The sequence below is a fragment of the Frigidibacter sp. RF13 genome, assembly GCF_026626305.1.
In the GTDB taxonomy this organism is placed as follows: domain Bacteria; phylum Pseudomonadota; class Alphaproteobacteria; order Rhodobacterales; family Rhodobacteraceae; genus TMP-24.
Genome location: NZ_JAPNUE010000004.1, coordinates 180,134 through 200,819 on the forward strand (window position 1 = coordinate 180,134; position 20,686 = coordinate 200,819).

22 protein-coding genes are annotated in these 20,686 nt (G+C 64.1%); 15 read left to right on the forward strand and 7 right to left on the reverse strand.

What is annotated here, in order from left to right; all coding sequences use genetic code 11:
• Positions 1 to 10: 10 nt before the first annotated feature.
• The gene (locus OU426_RS10770; protein WP_267633987.1) at positions 11 to 544 is read left to right on the forward strand and encodes a DUF1003 domain-containing protein; all 534 of its coding nucleotides are present in this window, start codon (positions 11 to 13) and stop codon (positions 542 to 544) included.
• Here OU426_RS10770 and OU426_RS10775 read toward each other — a convergent pair.
• Positions 525 to 1,145, reverse strand: coding sequence for an aminotransferase class IV family protein (locus tag OU426_RS10775; protein WP_267633988.1), 621 nt, complete (start codon positions 1,143 to 1,145; stop codon positions 525 to 527). The genes OU426_RS10770 and OU426_RS10775 overlap by 20 nt on opposite strands.
• The gene (locus tag OU426_RS10780) at positions 1,115 to 2,239 is read right to left on the reverse strand and encodes an aminodeoxychorismate synthase component I (RefSeq protein WP_267633989.1); all 1,125 of its coding nucleotides are present in this window, start codon (positions 2,237 to 2,239) and stop codon (positions 1,115 to 1,117) included. Before OU426_RS10780 ends, OU426_RS10775 begins: the two co-directional genes overlap by 31 nt.
• Positions 2,240 to 2,425: 186 nt before the next feature.
• Between OU426_RS10780 and OU426_RS10785 the strand changes: the two genes are divergently transcribed.
• Entirely contained in the window at positions 2,426 to 2,665 is a 240-nt protein-coding gene (locus OU426_RS10785) for an HP1242/YdcH family protein (RefSeq protein WP_267633990.1), read from the forward strand.
• 3 nt (positions 2,666 to 2,668) lie between these two features.
• Here OU426_RS10785 and OU426_RS10790 read toward each other — a convergent pair whose 3' ends face one another.
• From OU426_RS10790 to OU426_RS10800, 3 genes are all read right to left on the reverse strand, one after another.
• On the reverse strand, positions 2,669 to 4,063 hold the full coding sequence (locus tag OU426_RS10790; protein ID WP_267633991.1) for a helix-turn-helix domain-containing protein: 1,395 nt from the start codon (positions 4,061 to 4,063) through the stop codon (positions 2,669 to 2,671).
• A gap of 107 nt (positions 4,064 to 4,170) precedes the next feature.
• Positions 4,171 to 5,382: a multidrug effflux MFS transporter gene (locus tag OU426_RS10795; protein ID WP_267633992.1), complete on the reverse strand. Its 1,212-nt coding sequence runs from the start codon at positions 5,380 to 5,382 to the stop codon at positions 4,171 to 4,173.
• 40 nt (positions 5,383 to 5,422) lie between these two features.
• Complete coding sequence (locus OU426_RS10800; protein ID WP_267633993.1) at positions 5,423 to 5,776, reverse strand: DMT family protein; 354 nt, start codon at positions 5,774 to 5,776, stop codon at positions 5,423 to 5,425.
• Positions 5,777 to 5,951: 175 nt separating this feature from the next.
• On the opposite strand from OU426_RS10800, the gene OU426_RS10805 reads away from it, so the two are divergent.
• The 8 genes from OU426_RS10805 to scpA all read left to right on the forward strand — a co-directional run bounded on the left by OU426_RS10805 (position 5,952) and on the right by scpA (position 15,052).
• A complete protein-coding gene (locus OU426_RS10805) occupies positions 5,952 to 7,484 on the forward strand; it encodes an acyl-CoA carboxylase subunit beta (RefSeq protein ID WP_267633994.1) in 1,533 nt (510 codons plus the stop codon).
• Positions 7,485 to 7,492: 8 nt separating this feature from the next.
• On the forward strand, positions 7,493 to 7,894 hold the full coding sequence (locus tag OU426_RS10810; protein ID WP_267633995.1) for a DUF6497 family protein: 402 nt from the start codon (positions 7,493 to 7,495) through the stop codon (positions 7,892 to 7,894).
• A gap of 217 nt (positions 7,895 to 8,111) precedes the next feature.
• Positions 8,112 to 8,240: a hypothetical protein gene (locus OU426_RS10815; RefSeq protein ID WP_267633996.1), complete on the forward strand. Its 129-nt coding sequence runs from the start codon at positions 8,112 to 8,114 to the stop codon at positions 8,238 to 8,240.
• Between the two features lie 84 nt (positions 8,241 to 8,324).
• Positions 8,325 to 8,678 (forward strand): hypothetical protein, encoded by a 354-nt coding sequence (locus OU426_RS10820; protein ID WP_267633997.1) that lies wholly within the window; start codon positions 8,325 to 8,327, stop codon positions 8,676 to 8,678.
• Positions 8,679 to 9,003: 325 nt separating this feature from the next.
• Positions 9,004 to 9,219: a hypothetical protein gene (locus OU426_RS10825; protein WP_267633998.1), complete on the forward strand. Its 216-nt coding sequence runs from the start codon at positions 9,004 to 9,006 to the stop codon at positions 9,217 to 9,219.
• Between the two features lie 105 nt (positions 9,220 to 9,324).
• Positions 9,325 to 11,328, forward strand: coding sequence for an acetyl-CoA carboxylase biotin carboxylase subunit (locus OU426_RS10830; protein WP_267633999.1), 2,004 nt, complete (start codon positions 9,325 to 9,327; stop codon positions 11,326 to 11,328).
• Positions 11,325 to 12,863, forward strand: coding sequence for a DUF8728 domain-containing protein (locus OU426_RS10835; protein WP_267634000.1), 1,539 nt, complete (start codon positions 11,325 to 11,327; stop codon positions 12,861 to 12,863). Before OU426_RS10830 ends, OU426_RS10835 begins: the two co-directional genes overlap by 4 nt.
• Positions 12,864 to 12,919: 56 nt before the next feature.
• A complete protein-coding gene (gene scpA / locus OU426_RS10840) occupies positions 12,920 to 15,052 on the forward strand; it encodes a methylmalonyl-CoA mutase (protein WP_267634001.1) in 2,133 nt (710 codons plus the stop codon).
• A gap of 3 nt (positions 15,053 to 15,055) precedes the next feature.
• On the opposite strand, the gene nhaA is transcribed toward scpA, so the two are convergent.
• The gene (nhaA, locus tag OU426_RS10845) at positions 15,056 to 16,273 is read right to left on the reverse strand and encodes a Na+/H+ antiporter NhaA (protein ID WP_267634002.1); all 1,218 of its coding nucleotides are present in this window, start codon (positions 16,271 to 16,273) and stop codon (positions 15,056 to 15,058) included.
• Positions 16,274 to 16,418: 145 nt separating this feature from the next.
• Here nhaA and OU426_RS10850 point away from each other — a divergent pair, with 145 nt between their 5' ends.
• The 5 genes from OU426_RS10850 to OU426_RS10870 are packed head-to-tail and all read left to right on the forward strand — an operon-like array spanning position 16,419 to position 19,659.
• The gene (locus OU426_RS10850; protein WP_267634003.1) at positions 16,419 to 17,027 is read left to right on the forward strand and encodes a VOC family protein; all 609 of its coding nucleotides are present in this window, start codon (positions 16,419 to 16,421) and stop codon (positions 17,025 to 17,027) included.
• Positions 17,027 to 17,512: a GNAT family N-acetyltransferase gene (locus OU426_RS10855; protein WP_420712591.1), complete on the forward strand. Its 486-nt coding sequence runs from the start codon at positions 17,027 to 17,029 to the stop codon at positions 17,510 to 17,512. Before OU426_RS10850 ends, OU426_RS10855 begins: the two co-directional genes overlap by 1 nt.
• 40 nt (positions 17,513 to 17,552) lie before the next feature.
• Positions 17,553 to 18,236 (forward strand): molecular chaperone DjiA, encoded by a 684-nt coding sequence (locus OU426_RS10860; protein WP_267634005.1) that lies wholly within the window; start codon positions 17,553 to 17,555, stop codon positions 18,234 to 18,236.
• 9 nt (positions 18,237 to 18,245) lie between these two features.
• Positions 18,246 to 19,262 carry an endonuclease/exonuclease/phosphatase family protein gene (locus tag OU426_RS10865; protein WP_420712592.1) on the forward strand — a complete coding sequence of 339 codons (1,017 nt, stop codon included), beginning with the start codon at positions 18,246 to 18,248 and terminating at the stop codon, positions 19,260 to 19,262.
• Between the two features lie 58 nt (positions 19,263 to 19,320).
• Positions 19,321 to 19,659: a hypothetical protein gene (locus tag OU426_RS10870; protein ID WP_267634007.1), complete on the forward strand. Its 339-nt coding sequence runs from the start codon at positions 19,321 to 19,323 to the stop codon at positions 19,657 to 19,659.
• 72 nt (positions 19,660 to 19,731) lie between these two features.
• On the opposite strand, the gene OU426_RS10875 is transcribed toward OU426_RS10870, so the two are convergent.
• Positions 19,732 to 20,673: a nucleoside hydrolase gene (locus tag OU426_RS10875; RefSeq protein ID WP_267634008.1), complete on the reverse strand. Its 942-nt coding sequence runs from the start codon at positions 20,671 to 20,673 to the stop codon at positions 19,732 to 19,734.
• Positions 20,674 to 20,686: the final 13 nt, after the last annotated feature.

The window sequence follows — 20,686 nt, forward strand, 5'->3', positions numbered from 1 at the left end:
GGAGCGCAACATGGACGAGCGCGTACGTGAGTTGGCGGCAAAGTTGCTTAGCGCAGGCTATGACGATCTGCCGGAGCGCGAACAGCGGGTCCTGAGGCGCATCGCGGCGCGTGCCGCAATCTCGCGCAACATCAATGAGACCTTCCGCAGCGATCTGACGCTCGGCCAGCGCGTCGCCGACAGGGTGGCGGCCTTCGGCGGTTCCTGGACCTTCATCTTCCTCTTCGCCGCGCTGATCCTTGGCTGGGTCGCCTCGAACGTCTGGCTGATGACGGCACCTGCCGACCCCTATCCGTTCGTGTTTCTCAACCTGATCCTGTCGATGATCGCCGCCATCCAGGCGCCGGTTATCATGATGAGCCAGAATCGTCAGGCCGCCAAGGACCGCGAGGTGGCGGGGCACGATTACGAGGTCAACCTGAAGGCCGAGTTGGAAATCCTGAGCCTGCATGAAAAGCTCGACGACATGCGCCAGCGCCAGCTAGAGGAGCACTTCCGGCGGCTTGAAACCCGGCTTGACGCGCTCAGAGAGATCCGGGGATAAGCCCGCGCAGCGAATTGCCGACCCAGAGCCGCGCGCTCTTCAGCATGTCTGGCGTCAGCGCCGCCTCTCGCGCCTGACCCGAGGCCAAAAGTTCCGCGCGCAACACGCCCGGAAGGCAGCCGGAAGCGAGAGGCGGGGTCACCAGACCGTCACCGAGATCGGCGAAGAGGTTGGTGATCGTGCCTTCCGCCAGCTCGCCCCGACGGTTCAGAAAGAGATATTCATCCACGCCCTCGGGCAGGGCTGCGCGGGCTTGGTCATAGAGCGCGCGGTCTGTGGTCTTGTGACCCCGTGCCGGGTGTCGTTCGTCAATCGGCTCGGCATGGATCGCGATCCGCCACTTGCTCGCAGCGGGCGGCAGCGGGGCAGCGGTCAAGTCTGCATCCCCGTTGCGGCCGATGGTCAGTCGGACGCGCTGCGGCGAGGGACCGCTGACGGTGGCGAGCGCATGGTCAACCTCGTCCGTTTTCCAGGAAAAGCCGAGAGCCATGGCCGAAGCGCGGGCGCGGGCCAGATGCGCTTCCAGCCGGACTAAGGCTGCACCGTCCCAGCGGAAGGTCTCTATCAGCCTCAGCGCAGGATCGCGAAGCGTGCCTTCCACAAAGCCTCCTCATATTCGCTGGCGGCGGTTGAATCCGCCACGATCCCGCCGCCGACCCCGAACCGTGCCCGGTCACCGTCGAGCATAAGCGTCCGGATCGATACATTGAAGCTTGAAGACCCATCCGGCGCGATCCAGCCTATAGAGCCGCAATAGATGCCGCGCGGGCCGGCCTCTAGTTCGTGTATGATCTCCATCGCCCGGATCTTCGGCGCGCCGGTGATCGAGCCACAGGGGAAAAGCGCGCGGAAGATTGCACTGGGGGTCGTTCCGGGCAGCAATTCGCCGGTGACATGGCTGACCATTTGATGAACGGTCGCATAGCTTTCGATGGCGAATAGCTGCGGCACCTTTACGCTGCCCGCACGGCAGACGCGGGAGATATCGTTGCGCAAAAGATCAACGATCATAAGGTTTTCCGCGCGATTCTTGATACTCGCCTGCAAGTCCATCCTGAGCGCGGCATCATGGGCGGGGTTCGAGGCGCGCGGCGCGGTGCCCTTCATCGGCCGGGTCTCGATTCGGCCATCTGCGCCGGTCGCGAAGAAGAGTTCGGGCGAGCGCGACAGGATTGGCGGCACGCACTCCATTTCGAGGAAGGCACCATGGGCGACCGGCTGACGGGCCCGCAGCGCGCCGTAAAGCCCCGCGGGCGTGCCCGACCAGCGCGCCTCGACTGCCATCGTCAGGTTGGCCTGATAGATGTCGCCCGCCGCGATATAGTCGAGGATGCGGTGCAAGGCCTCCGCATGTTCCGGCGCGGTCCACATGGGCTGCAGGGTGTCTAGATTCGCCGTGGGCGCCTCCTGCGCCGAACGTGCCAGGAAGGGCGCGGGATCGCCGGGGCGCTCATAAAGGCCGAACTGCAGAAGCGGCAGGCGGCGGCTCTCGGGCATCAGGGGCGCGAGGCGGGGTTCAAGCGCATAGCCAAGCTCATAAGAGGCAAATCCTGCCGCCCAGAGCCCGTTACGCTGGGCGCGGTCAAGCGCGGTGAGTGCCGCGTCAACCTCGCTCGGGGCATCGGCCCGGATCAGGGCCGTCGCGCCGTCGAAGAGCGCGGCCTCTCCCCCCGGTCCGTTTTCGACAAAGATCATTGGCCGCCTGCTTCCGTCGCCCAGTCGTGGAATCGCGCGCACCATGGTCGCAACACGGGCGTTGCGCAAGAAGCCGACCGGCGGAACTTGCGCCGATTGCGTCACCCCTGTCGCCGGTTTGACCAGGCTCAAGGCGCGGCGGTCCGGAAAGGGCTAGAATCGGGTCGGACAGCAAGAGGAAGACAGATGTCGCACACACCGCACGAGCTTGCCGAGGAATTTCCGCAAGATGCCGAGAAGATCCACCGCCTGAAAACCAGCGATGCCCATTTCGCGCGGCTCTCGGACGAATATCACGAGGTCAATCGCCAGGTTCACCGGGCAGAGACAAATGTCGAGCCGATGGAAGAACTCGCCGAGGTCGACCTGCGCAAGCGGCGCAGCCATCTGAAGGACGAAATCGCGCGGCGTCTCGCCTCGGCCTGATCGTTACGAAACGTCATAGGGCAGCAGCCCGCGCCGGTCGGGATCGATCTTCAGCTTGCGTTCCAGGGGTGGCACTGAGCGCTGGTGGCAGTTCTGCCGTTCGCAGATGCGGCAGGAGATGCCGATCGGTTCGTAGGCTCGGGCGTTCGTCAGGTCGAGGTCGTCGGCATAGACGAGGCCCTTGGCGTGGCTGACTTCGCAGCCAAGCGCAATCGCATAGCGGCGGACGGGGGCGTTGAACGAACCGCCCGGCTTTGACACGTCGCGGGCGAGGCACAGATAGCGCACGCCGTCGGGAGTTTCTGCCAGCTGGCGGATGAAGCGGCCCGGCGTTTCGAAGGCGCGGTAGACGTTCCACAAGGGGCAGGCGCCGCCGAAACGGGCGAACTGCAGGCGCGTGGCCGAATGGCGTTTGGTAATCGTGCCCGCCTGATCGACGCGGACGAAGAAGAAAGGGATACCCTTGAGCCCCGGGCGCTGCAGGGTGGAAAGCCGGTGCGCTACCTGCTCGATCGAGGCGCCGAACCGGTCGGCCAGCCGTTCGAGATCATGACGCACCTCCTGCGCCGCCGCATGAAAGGCGCGGTAGGGCATCAGGGCGGCCCCGGCGAAGTAGTTCGCAAGCCCGATCTTGGCGATAGCGCGGGCGGTGTCGGACTGAAAGCGCGCGAGGTCGAGCGTCGCTTCCAGAAGTTCGTTCTGGGTGACGAGTGCGAGTTGGTGCAGGATCTGGAACCGTTGCGTGGGCGGCGCGGTGCGGCTGGAAATGGTCAGATCGCCACCATCACGGGCGCGGATTTCGGCGGCATCGGCAATGGTGATCCGAAGCCCCTTTTCGCGCAGAAGGCTGCTCGCGCGCGACACCACATCCTGAACCTTGCCATCGGGGGCGGCGAACCGTTCGGCCGCGCGGTCGACCGCGTCGATGTAATTGTCGCAGTAATGGAAGAAATCGCGCACCTCTTCCCAGGGTGAGGAGCGCGGGCCGGCATCATCGCGCCCGAGCGCCTCGTCGAGCGAGGCAAGCCGTTCGTGGCTTTGCCGGTAGGCCCGGTGCAGCTCCAGAAAAGCGCGGGCGAAGGCCGGGGCGTTCGAGGCGGCGAGCCGCAGGTCTGCGAGCGGCGGCATCGTGTCGGCGAAGACTGGATCGGCCAGCGCCTCCTTCATGTCCGATACGATGCGTTCCGCGTCGCCGGTCGCAAGCTCCGTCACGTCCATGCCGAAGTCGGCCGCAAGCGCCAGCACGACCGACGCAGAGAGCGGTCGGTGGTTGTTCTCCATCTGGTTCAAATAGGGCAGCGACACGCCGAGCTTCTCGGCGAAGGCCTTTTGCGTCAGGCCCATCCGCGCGCGCGTCTCGCGCAACTTTACGCCTGCATAGAGCTTCTGTGTGGCCATGGCGCCCTCGCTTTGCTAACTGCAACAGTAGAATTTGCAAAGCGACGCCGCAAGCCGGGCGCCAATTTTCTTCGCGAAGAAAGTTGGATCGGCCCAGATCAGCGCCGTCAGCGCCGGACGCGGCGTGCCCGGCGGATGACCAGAAGGATGGCAAGGATCGACAGCGCCGAACTGGCCGCCATCACCTCCAAGAGCATCGCATGGCCTGTGGTCTCGTTCAGAAGATGCCCGGTGATCGCCGCCAGAAGCGCGCCGCCACCGATCATCAGGGCGCCGCCGAGACCGGAGGCGGAGCCCGCCAGATGCGGCCGCACCGACAGCATGCCGGCATTGGCATTGGGCAGCGTCATGCCGTTGCCCATCGCCATGAGGCCGGTGAAGGGGAAGAAGAGCATCGGATGGGGCGGAAAGGCGCGCGCCAGAAGCGCCCCGACGATCAAGGTACCGGTGGCGAGCAACGTGCCCGCGAGGATCATCCGGTCGATGCCATAGCGCCGCGAGAAGCGCCCGGCGATGAAATTGCCAAGCGCATAGCCGATGGCGGGGGCGGCGAAATAATAGCCGATCGCGGCGGGCGTGAGGCCGAAGACCTTTTCGCCCACGAAGGGCGCGCCGCCGAGATAGGCGAAGAAGGCGCCCGAGGCGAGGCTTGCAACCGCCGCATAGCCCCAGAAGCGCGGCGAGGCGAGAAGCGCGGGGTAGTCGCGGAACTGCGCGGCGAAGCCCCGGCCCGAAGGCTGGGCAGTCTCGCCGAGGTCAAGCCAGACAAGGAGGGTGGTCAGGATACCCGCCGCGATCAGCAGCACGAAGCTCGCCTGCCAGCCGAAGCTTTCGTCAAGCGCGCCGCCAAGTGCCGGGCCGATCATCGGCACGACGGACATGGCCATGGTGACATAGCCGATCATCGAGGCGGCTTCCTCGGTCGGGACCATGTCACGGATCACGGCACGCGACAGCGCCATGCCGGTCGCGACCACCGCCTGCACGATCCGCGCGGCAAGAAACCAATGCACGTTGGGTGCGAAAAGCCCCACAAGCGTCGCGGCGATGAAGAGAAGAAGCGCTGCGAGGATCACCGGCCGCCGCCCGAACCGGTCGGACAGGGGGCCGACAATCACCTGCAGGGCGGCGCTGCCGGCGAGGTAGAGCGGCACCGCCAGCTGGATCGTCGCGTAATCGACCCCGAACCAGCGCGCCATGCCAGGCAGCGATGGCAGGAAGATGTTCATGGCGAGCGTCGAAAGACCGGCGAGTATCACCAGAGTGACGGTGTGCGGCGCGGTCTTGCGATCCAGGAAGCGAAGGGGAGGGCGGCTCATTGTCCCGTGCTACGGGCCGCGGCCGGAATTGTCCATGTCCTCACCCCCGCCCCTGAAAAACGAACCAGGCGCCAAGCGCGATGAAGGCGAAGCCGACGCCCTGCTGCCAGCCGATCCGTTCGCCGAGATAGGCCCAGGAAAAGACGGCGAAGACCGAGAGCGTGATCACCTCCTGGATGGTCTTCAGCTGCGCGGCGCTGAAATGGCCGTGGCCATAGCGGTTCGCGGGCACTTGCAGCACATATTCGAAAAGCGCGATCCCCCAGCTTGCGAGGATCACAAGGTAAAGGGGGGCCGCCTTGAACTTCAGATGCCCGTACCAGGCAAAGGTCATGAAGATATTCGAGGCAAGAAGAAGGCCGATGGTCAGGACTGGAACGGGGAGCGAAGGCATGATGAACTCGCGCTGCTGGCCGATCATCGGAACCACGACGTTTGGGCTTTAGCAAGTGGCTTGAGTTTGCAATTTGCAGCCTCGTAACTGCCAACAATTTGCAAATTTACCAGAGTCCGCTTTGCGCCGCCGGTGCGCGGCCCTATAGAGGATCAATCGCGCGAGGGAGGCGGAGATGAAAGACATCCTTGAACAGCTCGAGGCGCGCCGGTCGGTCGCCCGTCAGGGCGGCGGGCAGCGTCGGATCGATGCCCAGCATGCGCGCGGCAAGCTGACGGCGCGGGAGCGGATCGAGCTTCTACTCGACGAAGGGTCGTTCGAGGAATTCGACATGTTCGTCGCCCATCGCTGCACCGATTTCGGCATGGAGCAGGACCGCCCCTCGGGCGACGGGGTGGTGACGGGCTGGGGCACGATCAACGGCCGCATGGTCTATGTCTTCTCTCAGGATTTCACCGTCTTCGGCGGTTCGCTCAGCGAAACCCATGCCCAGAAAATCTGCAAGATCATGGACATGGCGATGACGAACGGCGCGCCAGTGATCGGGCTGAACGATTCCGGCGGCGCGCGCATCCAGGAGGGCGTGGCATCGCTTGCCGGTTATGCTGAGGTCTTCCAGCGCAACATCATGGCCTCGGGCGTGGTGCCGCAGATATCTGTCATCATGGGGCCCTGTGCGGGCGGCGCGGTCTATTCCCCCGCCATGACCGACTTCATCTTCATGGTGAAGGACACGTCCTACATGTTCGTAACCGGCCCCGACGTGGTGAAGACGGTGACGAACGAGATCGTCACCGCCGAGGAGCTGGGCGGGGCATCAACACATACGAAGAAATCTTCTGTCGCCGACGGCGCGTTCGAAAACGACGTCGAGGCGCTCGCCGAAATCCGCAGGCTGTTCGACTTCCTGCCGCTCAACAACCGCGAGAAGGCGCCGACCCGGCCCTTCTTTGACGATCCGGCCCGTGTCGAGGCAAGCCTCGATACGCTGGTGCCCGACAACCCGAACCAGCCCTACGACATGAAGGAGCTGATACAGAAGGTCGCGGACGAGGGGGATTTCTTTGAGATTCAAAAGGATTACGCGGCGAACATCATCTGCGGCTTCCTGCGCATAGAAGGCCAGACCGTAGGGGTCGTCGCCAACCAACCGATGGTGCTGGCCGGTTGCCTTGATATCGATTCAAGCCGCAAGGCCGCACGCTTCGTGCGCTTCTGCGATGCGTTCGAAATTCCGATCCTGACGCTTGTCGATGTGCCGGGCTTCCTGCCGGGCACCTCACAGGAGTATGGCGGCGTCATCAAGCATGGGGCGAAACTGCTCTTCGCCTATGGCGAGGCGACGGTGCCGAAAGTTACGGTGATCACCCGCAAGGCCTATGGTGGCGCCTATGACGTGATGGCGTCGAAGCATCTGCGCGGCGATTTCAACTATGCCTGGCCCACCGCCGAGATCGCCGTCATGGGCGCGAAGGGCGCGGTCGAGATCCTCTATCGTTCGGAGCTTGCCGACAAAGAGAAGATCGCGACCCGCACGAAGGACTATGAAGACCGTTTCGCCAATCCGTTCGTCGCTGCCGAAAAGGGCTTCATCGACGAGGTGATCATGCCCCATTCCACCCGTCGCCGTGTGGCCCGCGCCTTCGCGAGCCTCAGGGGCAAGAAACTGACGAACCCCTGGAAGAAACACGACAATATCCCGCTCTAGGCCCGCCCGTGAAACTGTTCGCCGCCTCACTTACCCTGCTCGTGATGCCGCTGGCGGCGCTGGCCGAAGACGTCCCCATCCCCGTTCCCTCAGGACAGACCGTGACCTATTTCGAGACGATCCAGAATGCGCAGGGACCGGAGGGGCTAACCTACCGCTTTCGTTTCATCGCGCCCGCGATTGCGCGCGATGGCGGGACGATCGATGCCGATACGGCGCTTCTGGACATGGAATATCTGTGCAACACCTTCGCGCTGGGGGCGATCCCCTCGACCGGACCGCAGCCCGCACAAATCGTCGTCAGCCTGGCGGATAGGCCTGTGCCTTTCGGCGAGCCGGCCCCCGAGGCCACACAGTTCTTTGAGGCTTTCCGGCCTGAAGACGGCAGCTGTATCTGGGAGGGGTTCTGATGACCACGTCTCCGCAACGGAAATGGAATTCTGCCGGTGATCGGCGCGCCCTTGGTGCAATTCAGCCACAACCCGGCAACTTCGGATTGAACCATTGTGCGGGGAGTCATGCCTCTGCTATCCTGCACGCGGGTCGGAATGTTCTGACACCGAACAAAAAACTGAAATTGGCGGGCGCCCGGTCGGGCGAAACCGCCGTTGAGAGCAGGAGAATACCATGTCCAAGAAAGTCCTCTTCGCGGCGATGCTCGTCGCTCTGGCCGCTGCTTGCGCCAAGAAGGAAGAGACCACCTATGTCGAACAGCCGGTCTCGCAAGAGCCCGTCTACACCGGCAAGTACAACTAATTTACTGACTGTCTCCTGCCGGGTCCGGGCCGATGGCCCGGTCCCGGCCCGCCGGCGCGAGACCCCTGCAAGGAGGGTCCGCCCATGCTGAAGCACCGCGGTTTTCCCGGCCGTCTGCCCGGCACCGATTTCCAGTTCACCATCCGCCGCGCCAACCCTAAGGGGGTGACACGCCTTATCGCGCGCGAACGGTTCCGTGACCGGGCGCCCGCCGACAAGCGCGCCGATGCGGGCTTCATGGCAGCGCTTTGGGAAGCGTTCGGCGAAGAGCCGTTCGAGCGCGGCAATCTCGACGCGGGGCGCCTCTCCTGGCTTTTCGGTCGCGAGGTCGTTCCGGCGGAGGAACCGTTCGACCCCGAAAGTTACGAAGCGCTGCTGCAAATTGATGTGAACCGCGCACGCGCCGCCTTCCCCGAAGCCTTCGGAGCGGAGGAATAGGCATGTTTCCGCGCAACCCAGACGGTCACTGGCAGGATGCTGCCGAACGCGGGGCAGGGCCGCAGTTTGGGTTTGCGTCATTGCCGGATGTGCCGCATCGTCAACCTCAGATCCCGTTCCGTTGCACCCGCGGGATCTGTGTTTGTCAAAACCGTTACCCTTCCCCTTCTGGGCGACCTGATCCGTATCGGATCAGGTCGCTTCGTTTGCCGAAAGATCGGCAAATCTCAGCCGACGTAAGTTCCGTGCAAGCTTTGTCCTTTTACCGGCGGCCTGTGTTCTGTAGGTTCTGCGCCATAACAACCTTGTCTGGAGGCAGAGCAAAATGTCGAAATTCACACTCATCGCCGGTCTTGTCGCCGTTGTCGGCCTGTCGGCCTGCGTGCAGGGCCAGGGCGGCGGCATCAACGCCAATTGCGCGCTCACCGGCGCGGCCGCAGGTGCGGCGCTTGGCGCGATCACTGATAACAACCTCGCCGAAAGCGCCCTCGTTGGTGGTGCGCTCGGTGCGGGCGCCGGCGCGACCGGCCTTTGCCAGTAATCACCTGATCGCGGCGCCCGCGCGCCGCGCCAAACTGATGTCAGGCCATCGGAGCATCCGCTCCGGTGGCCTTTTCCATTTCGCGGGCTGAGGGGAAGGGCCGAGATGTTCAAGAAGATCCTGATTGCCAACCGGGGCGAGATCGCCTGCCGCGTCATCAAGTCGGCCCGGAAGATGGGGATCAAGACGGTGGCGGTCTATTCCGACGCCGACCGCAACGCGCTGCATGTGCAGATGGCGGACGAGGCCGTCCATATCGGCCCGCCGCCCGCCGCCCAATCCTATATCGTGATCGACAAGATCATGGCCGCGATCCGCGCGACCGGGGCCGAGGCGGTGCATCCGGGTTACGGTTTCCTGTCTGAGCGGATGGATTTCGCCGCCGCGCTCGAAAAGGAAGGAGTCGTATTTATCGGCCCGCCGTCGCCAGCGATCGAAGCGATGGGCGACAAGATCACCTCGAAGAAGCTGGCCAAGGAAGCGGGCGTCTCGACCGTACCGGGTTACATGGGTCTGATTGCCGATGCAGATGAGGCGGTGAAGATTTCCCGCGAGATCGGCTATCCGGTAATGATCAAGGCTTCCGCCGGTGGCGGCGGCAAGGGAATGCGCATCGCCTGGAACGATCAGGAGGCGGCCGAGGGCTTCCAGTCCTCGAAGAACGAGGCGGCGGCGAGCTTTGGCGACGACCGCATCTTCATCGAGAAGTTCGTCACCCAACCCCGCCATATCGAAATCCAGGTGCTGGCCGACAAGCATGGCAACTGCGTCTACCTGCACGAGCGCGAGTGTTCGATCCAGCGCCGGAACCAGAAGGTCATCGAAGAGGCGCCTTCGCCCTTCCTGGACGAGGCCACACGCAAGGCGATGGGCGAACAGGCCTGTGCGCTTGCAAAGGCCGTGGGCTACACCAGCGCGGGCACGGTCGAGTTCATCGTCGACGGCAACCGCAACTTCTACTTCCTTGAAATGAATACACGTTTGCAGGTCGAACATCCGGTGACGGAACTGATCACCGGCGTCGATCTCGTTGAACAGATGATCCGCGTGGCCGCAGGAGAGAAGCTGCCCTTTGCCCAGAAGGACCTCAAGATCAACGGCTGGGCGATGGAAAGCCGCCTCTATGCCGAAGACCCCTACCGCAACTTCCTGCCCTCGATCGGTCGCCTGACCCGCTACCGCCCGCCGGAAGAGGCGGCAACAGCGACCGGTGTCGTCCGCAACGACACCGGCGTCTATGAAGGCGGCGAGATCAGCATGTATTACGACCCGATGATCGCCAAGCTGTGCACCTGGGGGCCGGACAGGCTGGCCGCGATCGAGGGGATGCGCCTTGCGCTTGACCGGTTCGAGGTCGAGGGGATCGGACACAACCTGCCCTTCTGCCAGGCGGTGATGGACCATCCGCGCTTCGTGAAGGGTGACATCACCACCGCCTTCATCGCCGAGGAATATCCTGAGGGCTTTGCCGGCGTAGAACTGGGCGAGGACCGGCTGAAGCGGATCGCGGCGGCGACAGCCGCGATGAACCGCGTGGCCGAAATACGCCGCACCCGCATCACCGGCACCCTTGGAAATCACGAACGCCATGTCGGCGACGACTGGGTGGTAACGCTTCAGGGGCAGGATTTCCCGGTCCTGATCGCCGCCGACCGGCAGGGCTCGACCGTCACCTTCAAGGCTGACGGGTCCAGCCTCCGGGTGACGTCGGACTGGCTGCCCGGCCAGCCGCTCGCCCGGTTGCAGGTCGATGGAGCCGAGATCGTGCTGAAGGTAGCCAAGATCCCCGGCGGCTTCCGCATCCGCAACCGGGGCGCGGACCTCAAGGTCCATGTCCGCACGCCGCGTCAGGCGGAACTGGCGAAACTGATGCCGCAAAAACTGCCGCCCGACACGTCGAAATTCCTGCTCTGCCCGATGCCCGGCCTGATCGTGAAGATCAGCGTCGAAGAGGGGCAGGAAGTGCAGGAAGGCCAGGCGCTGGCGACCGTCGAGGCGATGAAGATGGAAAACATCCTCAAGGCCGAACGTAAGGGCGTGGTCAGGAAGATCAACGCCGCCCCGGGTGCAAGCCTCAAGGTCGACGACGTGATCATGGAATTCGAATGATGGCCACTACCCCTGCCGCACCGACTGCCACGCGGTTGCCTCTTCTGGCCGTGCTTTCGGCGATGGCGGGCTTTCTTGCCTGGCAGGTGCTGGCTTTCCTGCGGGCAGGAACTTTCGAATATCCGCTCGATGACCCCTACATCCATCTCGCCATGGCGGAAGGCATTGCTAACGGCACCTATGGGATCAACCCGGGCGAGCCTGCCTCGGCGGCTTCATCGATCATCTATCCGGTCCTGCTTCTGCCCTTCGTGGGCAGCGAATTCCAGCGCTTCCTGCCGCTTCTATGGAACATCGGCGCGCTCGCCCTGCTTGCCCTCACGTGGGGCCGTATCGTCCGCGATGCGCGCTTGCCAAACGGGCTTGCACTCTTTTGCGCCGCGGTTGGCCCGATTGCATTGGCGATGCCGTTCGTCGCGGCTCTCGGAATGGAGCATACACTTCACGCCCTTGCGGTGGCGGTGCTTGTGCAGGCGCTCTGGCGCTTCCTGACGACCGGCACCATCGGATACGCACTGATCCTGTCGGCAATACTCGCACCGCTTCTGCGCTACGAAGGGTTGGCCCTGTCGCTTCTGGCCGCTGCAACTCTGGTCTGGCGAGGCCGGATTGCATCGGGCGTGGCGCTTGGCGCTGCTATTCTGGCAGGTCCGGCCCTCTTCGGCCTCTTTCTGCTAGGGCAGGGGCTTGACCCGCTGCCAAGCTCGGTCCTGGCCAAGATGGGCGACGAGACGCGCTCGTTAAGCCCGCTCCTGAACATCCTCAAGGTTGCAGGCGGGTCCGGCGCAGGTATCTTCTTTTCAGCTGTGGCTATGCTTCTTTTGACGCTCGTCACGCCGACCGTCTGGTCGAACCGGAACCTGCGTCTGATTCTGGGCATTGTCACTATGGCGGTACTTGCCCAGGTGCTGGCCGGAAATGCCTTCTGGTTCAACCGCTACGAACATTACGCGATGGTGATGATCGGAACGGTTCTGGTGATTGCTCTTCCGCACCTTTCCGATCGCCTCAAGCAGGTGTTCAAGGTCGCGATGCTGATCTGGGCACTGGGCTATGGCTGGTACAATGCCGTCTTCTACAGCTGGAACCCGCGCTCCGTTCTTCTGGAGCAGGAACAGATGGCGCGGCTGACCGATCTTCTGCCCGGCGAGGCGGTGGCGGTGAACGACATCGGCAAAGTCTCGTGGAAGCGCGATGTCCTTGTGCTCGACCTCTGGGGTCTTGCCTCGCGCGAGGCAAGGCTGGCGCGGTTGCCGGGCAAGGGTAGTGTGCCTTCAACCGAGTGGGCCGGTGCCCTCGTTCGCGAACATGGCGTGCGCTACGCGATGATCTACGACGAATGGATCGCCGGGGGGATCGGTCACGACTGGCGCCCCGTCGTGCGCCTGACAATGGAGCCCGAACAAGGTCTCGAAGGCGGTGCCTTCGTGACGATCTATGCGACTGATCCGGGTTTCGAGCCGGAGCTCAGGGCAGCGATAGACAAGTTGCGCCCGACATTGCCCGAAGGCGCGGTCCTGACTGACCTGAACTGATGTTTTGCGGGCGCGCCACGTGCTGGTGGCCCCGGAATTGCGATGAGAGGATGAAGATGGCTGACCGGATGGATGAGTGGCGCGGCCTTGTGGCCAAGGAACTGAAGGGCCGCACGCCCGAAGATCTGACCTGGGATACGCTCGAAGGGATCGCGGTCAAGCCGCTTTATACAGGGGCGGACAGCGACGGGTTGGCGCATATGGGTACTCTGCCCGGACTGGCACCCTTCACGCGCGGGGTGCGCGCCACAATGTATGCGGGGCGTCCCTGGACGATCCGGCAATACGCGGGCTTCTCGACCGCCGAGGAGAGTAACGCCTTCTATCGCAAGAACCTCGCCGCCGGGCAGCAGGGCGTGTCGGTCGCCTTCGACCTTGCCACCCACCGGGGCTATGACAGCGACCATCCGCGCGTGGTGGGCGATGTCGGCAAGGCGGGCGTCGCCATCGATTCTGTCGAGGATATGAAGATCCTCTTCGACGGCATCCCGCTCGATCAGGTCTCGGTCTCGATGACGATGAACGGCGCTGTCATTCCGGTTCTGGCCTCCTTCATCGTCGCAGGCGAGGAGCAGGGGGTGGACCGCGCGCTTCTCTCGGGCACCATCCAGAACGACATCCTGAAAGAGTTCATGGTGCGGAATACTTACGTCTATCCGCCCGAGCCAAGCATGAGGATCGTCGCCGATATCATTGAGTATACGGCGAAAGAGATGCCGAAGTTCAATTCGATCTCGATCTCGGGCTACCACATGCAGGAGGCGGGCGCGAACCTCGTGCAGGAGCTGGGCTATACGCTCGCCGACGGGCGCGAATATGTCCGCACCGCCATCGCGCGCGGCATGGATGTGGACGATTTCGCGGGGCGGCTGTCCTTCTTCTTCGCCATCGGCATGAACTTCTTCATGGAGGCGGCGAAACTCAGGGCCGCGCGGATGCTCTGGCACCGGATCATGACCGAGTTCGGCGCGAAGAAACCCTCAAGCCTCATGCTCCGCACCCATTGCCAGACCTCGGGCGTGTCCTTGCAGGAAAAGGACCCCTACAACAACGTCGTCCGCACCGCCTATGAGGCGATGAGCGCGGTTTTGGGCGGCACGCAGTCCTTGCACACCAACGCGCTTGACGAGGCGATGGCGCTGCCGACCGAGTTCTCTGCGCGAATTGCGCGGAATACGCAGTTGATCCTGCAAGAAGAAACCGGCGTCACTAAGGTCGTCGATCCGCTGGCGGGGTCCTATTACGTCGAAAGCCTGACGGCGGAACTGGCCGAAAAGGCCTGGGCGCTGATCGAGGAGGTCGAGGCGATGGGCGGCATGACCAAGGCCGTCGCCTCGGGCATGCCGAAGTTGCGGATCGAGGAATCGGCCGCCAAGCGCCAGGCGATGATCGACCGGGGCGAAGAGGTCGTGGTGGGCGTGAACAAATACAAGCCCACGCGCGAGGACCCGGTCGAGATCCTCGACGTCGACAATATGGCAGTGCGCGACGCGCAAGTGGCGCGGCTGACAAACATCCGCGCGACGCGCGACGCGGGCGCCTGCGATGCGGCGCTGGCAGAACTGGAACGCCGCGCGCGCGAGGGCGGCAATCTTCTGGAAGCGGCGGTCGCGGCGGCGCGGGCGCGGGCGAGCGTGGGAGAGATTTCGATGGCGATGGAAAAGGTGTTCGGCCGTCACCGGGCCGAGGTTAAGACCCTCGCGGGCGTCTATGGCTCTGCCTATGAGGGCGACGAGGGCTTTGCCCAGATCCAGAAGGAGGTCGAGGCCTTCGCCGAGGAAGAGGGGCGCCGCCCGCGCATGCTGGTGGTCAAGATGGGGCAGGACGGTCACGACCGGGGGGCGAAGGTCATCGCCACCGCCTTCGCCGACATCGGCTTCGATGTAGATGTCGGTCCGCTGTTCCAGACGCCGGACGAAGCGGCGCAGGATGCGATCGACAATGACGTGCATGTGGTAGGCGTCTCGTCGCAGGCGGCAGGTCACAAGACGCTGGCGCCGCAGCTGATCGAGGCGCTGAAAGAAAAGGGCGCGGGCGACATCATCGTCATCTGCGGCGGCGTGATCCCGCAGCAGGATTACGATTACCTGAAGAAGGCAGGCGTGAAAGCGATCTTCGGGCCGGGCACCAATATCCCGGCCGCCGCGACCGACATCCTGTCTCTGATCCGCGCCGCGCGCGCGGCTTGAGCCCTATGCCTCTGCCGGTCGGGCCTCTGTCCCGGCCGGTGTCCCGTCGGCTGTCTCGATGTCGACCGGCCGCGCCATGACCAGTACCGCATAGCCGAGCACCGCCGAGATTGCCGAGGCGGTCAGCACGCCGATCCGGACCGCGTTCATATGGGCGATATCGCTGAAGCTTAAGCCCCCGATGAAAAGCGACATGGTGAAGCCGATGCCCGCAAGGCAGGCGATCCCGTACATATGCAGCCAGCTTGCGCCATGCGGCAGCCGCGCGAGACCCAAACGCACCATCAGCCAGACCGTACCGCAGACGCCAAGCTGCTTGCCGACGATCAGGCCCGCCGCGATGCCAAGCGGCAGCGGGGCGAACAGATCGCTGATCGTCAGCCCTTGCAAAAGCACGCCCGCATTCGCGAAGGCAAAGATCGGCACGATCAGGAAGTTCACATAAGGCGTCAGCGCATGTTCTAGTGCATGGAGCGGCGATTTGCCGAACCGGTCCTTCAGGGGGATGAAGAAGGCGGTTACAACACCTGCGAGCGTCGCGTGGACGCCAGATTTCAGCACCAGCACCCAAAGTATCGTGCCCAGAAGGATCAGCGGTGCAATCCTGTGCGCGCCCATCAGGTTCAGCGCCAGCAGGCCGCCGAGCGGCAGAAGCGCGAGGGCGATGTAATTGAGATGTAGATCGTTCGTATAGAAAAGCGCGATGATCAGGATCGCGCCGAGATCGTCGAGGATGGCGAGCGTGAGGAGGAATATCTTCAGGCTCGTGGGCGCGCGTTTTCCGACCAGCGCCAGTACGCCCACGGCAAAGGCGATGTCGGTCGCGGCGGGGATCGCCCAGCCGCCGCGCGTCACCGGGTCCGACCAGTTGAAGATCAGGAAGATGAGCGCGGGCACGACCATCCCGCCAAGCGCCGCAGCGCCCGGCATCATCACGTCGCGCGGGTTCTTCAGTTTGCCTTCCAGCATCTCGCGCTTCAGTTCCAGCCCGATCAGGAAGAAGAAGACTGCCATCAGCCCGTCGTTGATCCACAGGATCAGCGGTTTCGATAGGCCCTCGCCGTCGAGTAGGATCGCGAAAGTCTTTTCCAGCCCCGCATAATAGCCGGCGCTCATCGTCGAATTGGCGGTGAAAAGCGCAAAGGCTGCCGCCAGCATCAGAAGAACCCCGGGGGCGGCATCGTGGCGGAACAAGCGGGCGATCGCGGCGACAGACTTCATGGGGCTCCTTTCCTCGGGCTGGTCCGGCCTGACATGGGGCCGAATGCCGGGATATCAACCGCGCGGGTGGCGAAAAGTCCCCTTGCGGACGCTTTTCACGCTTCTAGGATCAAGTGTGGTGGAAGGAAAGGTAGCAAAGCCAATTATGTGGGAGCTTGATCATCTGGCTGTGACCGCACCGACGCTGACGGAGGCGGCAGATCACGTGGCGGCGGCGCTCGGTGTGGCGCTGGGCCCCATCGGGCACCACAGCCACATGGGTACGCATAACCGGCTGGTGGGCCTTGGCCCCTCGGACTATCTCGAAGCCATCGCGATCGACCCCGAGGCGCCGGAGCCGGCTTGGCCGCGCTGGTTCCGGCTGAACGAGCCTTCCGCCGGCGCGCGCCTGACGAACTGGATCTGCCGGGTGCCCGACCTTGACGCTGCATTGAGTGCCGCCCCTGCCGGGGCGGGTCTGCCGACGGCGCTCGCGCGCGGTGATTTCCGCTGGAACATGGCGGTTCCGGAGGATGGCCGATTGCCGTTCGACGATTGCTTCCCCGCACTTCTGTCCTGGCAGGGTGGCCTCAAACCCCCAGACCGGCTTGCCGACAGCGGCTGCCGCCTCACCCGCCTCGAAGTGGCCCACCCCGAGGCCGACCGGCTCCGCCCCCTCTTGCGCCTCTCCGACGCGCGGATAGAAATCGTCCCCGGCGCGCCCGCCCTCCGCGCCACGTTCGATACGCCCGGGGGCAGGAGACGGCTCGAATGATCATCCGCCCGGCCGGGGACGGCGACCTTGCCGCCATCGTGGCGCTCTGGAACCCTGTGATCCGCGACACGACGATCATTTTCCATTCCGAGGAACGTGACGAGGCGAAGGCGGCCGAGATCATCGCTTCCCGCCGTGCTGGCGGCCACGAATTCTTCGTGGCGGTCGAAGAGGGCAGGCTTCTCGGCTTTGCCACCTATGCCCAGTTCCGTGCCGGGAACGGCTATGCCCATGCGCTTGAACATTCGATCATCCTTGATCCCGCCGCCTGGGGCCGGGGGGCAGGCCGGGCACTGATGCAAACTCTTGAAGACCATGCCCGGGCGGCGGGCGGCCACACGCTCTTCGCCGGCGTCTCGGGCGAGAATGCCGCAGGCATCGCATTCCATGAAAAAGTGGGCTTCCGGAATGTCGCCGTGATCCCCGAGGCCGGGCGTAAGTTCGGCCGCTGGCTCGACCTCGTGCTGATGATGAAATTTCTTTGACCGTCTGGCCTTCCCGGCCTCAGTCGCTATTCTCCCGCCCATGTCGATCTGGACCCGCATAACCGAGGCTTTGGCGGCCCTTGCCCAGGGCGAGGGGCTGGCCGCCGTCTTCGAGAAACTGCGCACGCCGCCTGAGAAGTCGGTGGCCTTCACCATTGCGGTGATCGCGCTTGGCGCCAAGATGGCAAAGGCGGACGGGCAGGTGACGCGCGACGAGGTCCGCGCCTTTCGCTCGGTCTTCGAGATCGCGCCTGAGGACGAACGCGATGCGGCGCGCGTCTTCAACCTCGCGCGGCAGGACGTGGCGGGGTTCGACCTTTACGCCCGCCGCATCGCGGGCATGTTCGGACCGGGCGATCCGGTGCTGATCGACCTGATGGACGGTCTCTTTCACATTGCCGTGGCGAACGGCGAGTTTCATGATGCGGAGGAGCAGTTTCTCAGGGCCGTCGCCGACATTTTCGGCGTGGGTGACCGCTGTTTCCGCACCATGCACGCCCGCCATGTGCCGGGCGCGCCGCGCGATCCGTTCGATGTGCTGGGGCTGGAGCCCGGCGCCTCGGTCGAGGCGGCGCGCTCTGCTTGGCGGCAGGCGGTCAAGGAAAGCCATCCCGACCTGCTGGCGGCCCGCGGCCTGCCGGAAGAGGCGGTCCGCCTGGCCGAGGACCGCCTGCGCGACGTGAACCGCGCCTGGGAAGAGATCAACCGCAAAGTCCCGGCCTGAGGCTAGATGATGCGGATTGTCACCTGGAACGTCGAATGGTTCACCAACCTCTTCGACGCGCGTGGGCGGCTTCTGGAGGACGAGGACTGGTCCTCGCGCTACAAGGTCACCCGCCGCCAGCAGATCGAGAGCATCGCCATCGTGCTGACTGCGATCGACCCGGATGCGGTGATGATCATCGAGGCGCCCGACAACAACCGTCGCCGCCAGACGGTGCCGATGCTCGAACGGTTCGCCGCGCGCTTCGATCTGCGCTGCAGGCGCGCGCTTCTGGGCTTCGAGAATGACACGCAGCAGGAAATCGCGCTGCTGTATGACCCCGATGTGCTGTCGGTTCACCATGATCCGAAGGGAGGTGGCGAGGGCGAGACGCCGCGTTTCGACCAGTCCTATCTCATCGACCTCGACGTGGACGGCACCGCCGACCGCGTGGTCTTTTCCAAGCCGCCGCTTGAGGTGCAGGCCGAGACCCGCGACGGTAAGCGCCTTCGCCTTATCGGCGCGCATCTGAAGACCAAGGCCCCGCATGGAGCGACGACTCCGGAGCAAGCGCAAAGGATCGCCATTGCCAACCGCCGCAAGCAGCTGGCGGAATGTATCTGGCTCAGGTCGCGGGTGATGGAGCATCTCAAGGCAGGCGACAGCCTTCTGGTGATGGGCGACCTGAATGACGGCCCCGGTTTGGACGAATATGAAAAGCTCTTCGGGCGGTCGGGGGTGGAGATTGTGCTGGGCTGGGACGAGCCGCGCGAAACGCGGCTTTACGATCCCCATGCCCGCATCGCCTATTCGAAGAAGACCGGCGTCACGCCGATGACGGCACGCTTCTATCTGGACACGGAGAAGCGCTATTTCTCGGCGCTGCTCGACTATATCATGGTCTCGCCCGACCTGCGCGCGCTGAAGCCTGCATGGCGCATCTGGCATCCGTTCGACGATCCGGACTGCTATCAGGTGCCGGAGCTGCGCGAGGCGCTTCTGATGGCGTCCGACCATTTCCCGGTCAGCATCGATCTGCCGATCTGATCCGGCCGCCCTTAACAGGCGCGGTCCGGCGTCCTATATTCGCCCCATGCGCATCTTGATGGTCTCCCTGCTGCTCAGCCTGTCCGCCGCGCCGCTCGCGGCCGAGACGACAGCTCCTGCCGATCCCTCAGCCGAGGAGGGCATGAGCCTGATTGACGAGGGCATCAAGATCATCCTGCGCGCGCTGCTCGATGACGTGCAGCCGAAGATGGAAGAGCTGCAGAAGGGCCTTGATGAGGCGCTGGCCGAGATGGGTCCTGCCCTCAAAGACCTGCTCCTGAAGATCGACGATTTCCGCAATTACCACCCGCCAGAGGTCCTGCCGAACGGCGATATCATCATCCGCCGCAAGACCCCGGCCGAGATCGAGAATCCTGACGGCCAGATCGAGCTGTAGGGCCAAAAATCTTCGAAGATTTTTGGCAAGAGTTTTCGAAAACTCTTGCCCGCCAGGCCGCGACCCTGTGCCTCAGATCCGCCCGATCCGCTCGGTCAGAAGCGCGAAGAACCGGTCGCGGTCGATCCCGCCCATGAACATCGCATTCGGTTCGTGCTTCGTCACCCGCCACCAGTCGGCCACGGTCATCCCGAGCGTATGGGTGCCCTCAAGCTCGATTGCCACATGGACATGGCGGCCGGTGAAAAGGTCCGGTTCGATCAGATAGGCGATGACGCAGGGATCATGCAGCGGCGCGCCCTGCGAGCCGTATTTCGCCGTGTCGAAACGCTCGAAAAAGTCGGTCCAGCTTGCCACCGCGCGGCCGACCTCGGTGCCGAGGCCGCGCATCCCCTCGACCCACTCGCGAGAGGTCAGCGCCTTGTGCGTCACGTCAAGCGGCATGACGACCAAGGGCACGCCCGCGCGGAAGATGATATCGGCGGCCTCGGGGTCGACATAGATGTTGAATTCGGCGGCGGGGGTGATGTTGCCGCCCTCGAAATAGCCGCCGCCCATCAGCACGATCTCGGCCACGCGCGCGACGATATCGGGGGCCTTTTCGAAGGCGGTGGCAATGTTCGTGAGGGGCCCGAGCGGGCAAAGCGTGACCGAGCCAGCGGGTTCGCGGCGCAGGGTCTCGATGAGGAACTCGACCGCGTGCGCCGCCTCAAGCGGCATGGTCGGATCGGGCAGCGCGATCCCGTCGAGCCCGGTCTTGCCATGCACATGTTCGGCGGTGACGAGCGTGCGCTTCAGCGGCCGGTCGCAACCCGCGAAGACCCTTATGTCAGTCCGCCCCGCCAACTCGCACACGACGCGGGCATTCTTCTGGGTCAGGGCCAAGGGCACGTTGCCCGCGACCGCCGTGATCCCCAGAACCTCCAGTTCCGGCGAGGCGAGCGCCAGCAGAATCGCCACCGCGTCGTCCTGTCCGGGGTCGGTGTCGATGATGATTTTCCGCGCCGGGGCCATGAATACCTGCCTT

Bases quoted from the DNA above. Each gene is read 5' to 3' on its own strand.
- OU426_RS10875 (WP_267634008.1), bottom strand. From the start codon at position 20,673: ATGGCCCCGGCGCGGAAAATCATCATCGACACCGACCCCGGACAGGAC.
- OU426_RS10860 (WP_267634005.1), top strand. From the start codon at position 17,553: ATGTCGATCTGGACCCGCATAACCGAGGCTTTGGCGGCCCTTGCCCAG.
- scpA (WP_267634001.1), top strand. From the start codon at position 12,920: ATGGCTGACCGGATGGATGAGTGGCGCGGCCTTGTGGCCAAGGAACTG.
- OU426_RS10780 (WP_267633989.1), bottom strand. From the start codon at position 2,239: ATGATCTTTGTCGAAAACGGACCGGGGGGAGAGGCCGCGCTCTTCGAC.
- OU426_RS10815 (WP_267633996.1), top strand. From the start codon at position 8,112: ATGTCCAAGAAAGTCCTCTTCGCGGCGATGCTCGTCGCTCTGGCCGCT.
- OU426_RS10820 (WP_267633997.1), top strand. From the start codon at position 8,325: ATGCTGAAGCACCGCGGTTTTCCCGGCCGTCTGCCCGGCACCGATTTC.
- OU426_RS10850 (WP_267634003.1), top strand. From the start codon at position 16,419: ATGTGGGAGCTTGATCATCTGGCTGTGACCGCACCGACGCTGACGGAG.
- OU426_RS10790 (WP_267633991.1), bottom strand. From the start codon at position 4,063: ATGGCCACACAGAAGCTCTATGCAGGCGTAAAGTTGCGCGAGACGCGC.
- OU426_RS10830 (WP_267633999.1), top strand. From the start codon at position 9,325: ATGTTCAAGAAGATCCTGATTGCCAACCGGGGCGAGATCGCCTGCCGC.
- OU426_RS10785 (WP_267633990.1), top strand. From the start codon at position 2,426: ATGTCGCACACACCGCACGAGCTTGCCGAGGAATTTCCGCAAGATGCC.
- OU426_RS10805 (WP_267633994.1), top strand. From the start codon at position 5,952: ATGAAAGACATCCTTGAACAGCTCGAGGCGCGCCGGTCGGTCGCCCGT.
- OU426_RS10865 (WP_420712592.1), top strand. From the start codon at position 18,246: ATGCGGATTGTCACCTGGAACGTCGAATGGTTCACCAACCTCTTCGAC.
- OU426_RS10870 (WP_267634007.1), top strand. From the start codon at position 19,321: ATGGTCTCCCTGCTGCTCAGCCTGTCCGCCGCGCCGCTCGCGGCCGAG.
- OU426_RS10825 (WP_267633998.1), top strand. From the start codon at position 9,004: ATGTCGAAATTCACACTCATCGCCGGTCTTGTCGCCGTTGTCGGCCTG.
- OU426_RS10795 (WP_267633992.1), bottom strand. From the start codon at position 5,382: ATGAGCCGCCCTCCCCTTCGCTTCCTGGATCGCAAGACCGCGCCGCAC.
- OU426_RS10770 (WP_267633987.1), top strand. From the start codon at position 11: ATGGACGAGCGCGTACGTGAGTTGGCGGCAAAGTTGCTTAGCGCAGGC.
- OU426_RS10800 (WP_267633993.1), bottom strand. From the start codon at position 5,776: ATGCCTTCGCTCCCCGTTCCAGTCCTGACCATCGGCCTTCTTCTTGCC.
- OU426_RS10835 (WP_267634000.1), top strand. From the start codon at position 11,325: ATGATGGCCACTACCCCTGCCGCACCGACTGCCACGCGGTTGCCTCTT.
- nhaA (WP_267634002.1), bottom strand. From the start codon at position 16,273: ATGAAGTCTGTCGCCGCGATCGCCCGCTTGTTCCGCCACGATGCCGCC.